Origin of the sequence: Micromonospora sp. NPDC005220 (genome assembly GCF_040607895.1) — a bacterium.
In the GTDB taxonomy this organism is placed as follows: domain Bacteria; phylum Actinomycetota; class Actinomycetes; order Mycobacteriales; family Micromonosporaceae; genus Micromonospora.
In genome coordinates this window covers 1-3,911 of sequence record NZ_JBEXHP010000216.1, presented here as the reverse complement: position 1 = coordinate 3,911, position 3,911 = coordinate 1, and the positions used below count along the sequence as shown (strand labels likewise).

Here is a 3,911-nt window from a genome sequence, read left to right as displayed (position 1 = left end):
GGGACCCCGCCCCGCGCGGCCTCTCAGCCCTTCACGCAGACGACCTGCTTGAGGTGCGCGACCACCTCGACCAGGTCCTCCTGCTGGGCCATCACCTCGGTGATGTCCTTGTACGCGCCGGGGATCTCGTCGACCACCCCGGCGTCCTTGCGGCACTCGACGCCGGCGGTCTGCGCGGCCAGGTCATCGGTGCTGAACGTCCGCTTGGCCTGCGCCCGGGACATCCGACGCCCCGCCCCGTGCGACGCCGAGCAGTACGCGTCCAGGTTGCCCCGACCTGACTGAATCCTATGTTCATCGATCCCGCAACGATGCAAGGGCCTCCGCCCCTTCGCACCGGGAACCACCATTGCTCACGCAGAGTAGCCGCCTGTAAGGATGTTGCCTTTGAGAGTGAGCGGCGAAGTTGCCGCGATGGGCATACCGAAAACGCTCTCGACCTCTAAAGTTTCGCGAACCCCACGGACAGTCCATCCCCGTCGCTCGACGGCCTTTCGGTTGGCATTCCAACGTTCCCGATGGTGGTTCAGCAGAAAAAAGTCTGCACTAAGGTCCGCACGAGAGATCCCCATCACAAATACTTCAGTATCAAATTTCCCGAAACCCCTGCGAATCCGTCCCCTAATGGGAAGAGTCCAGATACCAATTGTCGAGCATGCCTCCTTGAAAAACTCCAAGTTTGCCCGGTCCGCTGACCAGATCGACGGACGACCCGAAGCTCCAACATCACCATCAGCGGCGAAGTAGCCGGCGAGCCAACCAAAAATCATCTCGGCGTCGGCATCGAGCGCCGGGTACTCCCGCTTCCATTCGCGAGGGAACCCTCCCAGCCGTCGGTAGGTTTTCACCTCACCGCTCGCCAGAAGCCGCTCAGTAACCTCATTGGCAGGTATATGAAGCTTTCGTCCGGGCGAGCCGGGGAGATACTTGTAGTAGTAAGTTCTTAGACGCTCAATGTTATCGAAATATCGAAGGAGAGCCTCGTCCTTTTCTCCGAAGAACGAGGCATGAGCGAGGGCGCCACCCGAGATTGAACCATCCCCGAAGACGAAGCCGCGTGCGATTCCAGTCCGGGATGGCACCACTTCTCGTAATCGACGAGGGAACGCCGACGACAGCCGGTCTCCTAACCTCAGGTCGACCGTCGCTGCCTCAACCCTCCTATGTGCCACTTTCGGCCGCAGCAGCCATCGATGCCCGGCGGCAGCTCGGATGACGTGCTCCTCGCGGTAGCGACCTACCCGAACCTCGTAGAGCCGCCTGCGCCCGAGGCGGATAACTTGAGCATTTGACCATCGACCATTGGAAGCAAGAATGGAACCATCCACTCCCACAAGGTCTTGAATCTGCATAGGAGACGACCTTGTTAACACCTCCGTCTCACCGGCGAGTGCCGTGCACGGAAATCGATCATCGGTTACCCTACTCAAGACGGCTCTCGCTATGGACGGCAAGCGGCCAACGCGCGATGACAGTTTGAATGGTCACGGTTAGATTCTTCCGCAACGCGGACGTCACAGCAAGCGACTGCCCGTAAGTTTATCGGCACAGCTCCCCGCGTGTTCGATTTATTGCTGAACGCCGGGACTGCCCATCTCCGAGAATTTAAGGGCTGGACTGGCGGCAAACTAGGAGACGCCTGCAAGAAAGAGCCGCCACTTCTCACGACAGAGGTGGTGAGTCGCTCAATTTCCTGGCCGCGCGCCCTCGCCATCCTCGACCATGAGCCTCGACATGCTCGACCCGTCGGAGCTATGCGCCCGTGCTGGGCGCCACCGCCCGGGACCGTCGTGCGGCTCAGGTGTCGTAGCAGCCGTCCCAGGGCGGGTCGAACCCGAGGTCGTCGGGGAGGAACTCGGCGTGGTCGTCGCCGTCGTACTCGTGGGACCAGTCGACCAGCCCGAAGACGTGCCCGTCGACCTCGACCTGGAACAGTCGGATGGCGATGTCGGCGAAGACCCGGCCGGGCAGCGCGTCCAGCCATTCGGCGAGGCGGGCCTCAGCCCGGTCGATGGAGGCGTCCTCGGTCTCACTGGTGCCAGCGAACCAGATGTCCGAGTCGGTGTGCGTGCCGTCGGCGTCGAAGCGGTGCAGCACCGCGTACCACCGCTTGTGGCGGTACCAGTCGTCTTCGGCTCCGACACCATCGGCGAGCGTGGCGGTGACGGAGCCGAAGAACTGACCCTTGTCGTAGTGGCCGATGGTGCGGGTGCGGTAGTCGGGCTCGTGCGCGATCGGCACCAGGTCGGGAATCGCCATGGCCGCGAGGCTATCGCCGACCTACGACACGGGCACCACGCGGAAGGACTGCGCCGCGGTGCCGTTGCAGGTGTACTGGATGAGCTGGACGCTGTCCGCCGTGGACGCTCCCGGCACGTCGAGGCACTTGCCGCTGTTGCGGTTGACCAGGCGGTAGTAGCCGCCACCCTCGGGCTCGGCCCGCCACTGCTGGTTGGTGCCGCCGCTGTAGGACCAGAGTTGGATGGGCGCCGAGTCGGCGGTCGACCGGTCTTTCACGTCGAGCACCTGGGCGCTGTTGTTGCGGTTGTTGACCCGCAGGTACCCGCCGCTGGTCGGCACGAACTGGTACTGCTGGGCGGCACTGCTGTTGCACGCGTACTGCTGGATGGCCGTGCCGTTCGCGCTGGCGGCGGCCCGCGCGTCCACGCACTTGCCGTTGCCCCGGTTGACCACTGTGTGCCAGGCGGTCGGCGAAATCGTGCCGTCGGACGGCGGGGGCGTGGTCGGGGGAACGGTGCCGACGCCGGCGAGCCAGTGCAGCCCGTCGATCAGCAGCTGGTTCTGCTGTGCGCTGTCGAAGGTGGAGGACAGCCCGGTGTTGGTGCTGTAGTTCATCGCGTTGTGACCGAAGTTGGCGTACAGCATCTTGAACTGCCGGTTGCTCCAGACCAGCGGGTAGTAGCCGCCGTACCAGGACTGGTTGGGGTCGGTGCCGACCGGGAAGCTGGACGGGTCGACCGAGGCGAGGATGTCGATGTTCGGGTTCTGCCGCAGGTCGTTGCTCCAGGAGTACCACTCGCTGATCGACGACGGGAAGGTCGCCGGGAGGTTCCGGGTGGCGGCGTGGGTGCGGTTGTCGGCGCGCATGGTGACCCGGGTGGGTCCCCAGGTGTTGGTCTGGAACGAGCCGGTGCCGAGGAAGGTGTTGTAGTACCAGCTCCAGCTCGACGGGTTGGTGGTGAACGCGCTGACGTGGAAGCCCAGCCACGCCCCGCCGTTCTGCATGTACTGCTGGAACGCGGCCCGCTGCGCGGTGGGCGGCGCGTCGTCCAGGAACATGATGACCTTGTACTGGGCCAGGTTGGCGCTGTTCAGCAGACTCCAGTTGGTGGTGGCCTCCCAGGAGAAGCCGTACTGGGCGGCGGCCTGCGGGAACCAGGCGCGGGCGTCCTTGACGAAGTCGATGTGCGCGGCGTCCCAGGTGCCGTTGTAGAAGGCCAGCACCTTGAACGTCGGCGCGGCCTGGGCGTTGCGCGAGGCGTTGACCGTGAGACCGGAGGTCACCGCCACGACCAGGGCGATCAGCAACGACAGGATCCGTCTGGTACGGGAGGAGAGTTCTGCGATCACCTGATCGTCCCTTCGGTCGGGACGCGCGCCGCCGCGTCGAGATTCATCTGTTTACAAGGTTTACAGATAGATGAAAGGTTATTCCTCGCACCCGAGTGGCGTCAATCGCGCGGCGGCCGATCGGGTGGATTCCTACGGCAACGGGTACCCCGGCCGGATGACCAGCCCGGACGCCGTCGACGTCGACCAGCCGCTCGCCGTGGACGTCCCCGCCGCGCCGCACGACGCCAGCGGTGAGCGGGTGCCGACCCGCGACCTGGCCGGCCTCGCGCCGCCGGCCCGGTCGGCGCGCCGCTGGACCCCCGGCCGGGTGGTGGCCA

General features: G+C 64.8%; 3 protein-coding genes and 1 pseudogene. All 4 read right to left on the bottom strand.

The features are described from left to right. Positions 1-23: 23 nt before the first annotated feature. A pseudogene (locus tag ABZU52_RS32105) lies at positions 24-278 on the bottom strand (RtcB family protein); the annotation flags it as partial. Positions 279-353: 75 nt separating this feature from the next. Continuing rightward, complete coding sequence (locus ABZU52_RS32100) at positions 354-1,352, bottom strand: LAGLIDADG family homing endonuclease (protein WP_354974669.1); 999 nt, start codon at positions 1,350-1,352, stop codon at positions 354-356. A gap of 445 nt (positions 1,353-1,797) precedes the next feature. Continuing rightward, positions 1,798-2,259, bottom strand: coding sequence for a hypothetical protein (locus ABZU52_RS32095; RefSeq protein ID WP_354974668.1), 462 nt, complete (start codon positions 2,257-2,259; stop codon positions 1,798-1,800). Positions 2,260-2,280: 21 nt separating this feature from the next. Then, positions 2,281-3,591, bottom strand: a complete 1,311-nt coding sequence (locus ABZU52_RS32090; RefSeq protein WP_354974667.1) for an RICIN domain-containing protein — start codon at positions 3,589-3,591, stop codon at positions 2,281-2,283. Positions 3,592-3,911 lie beyond the last annotated feature (320 nt).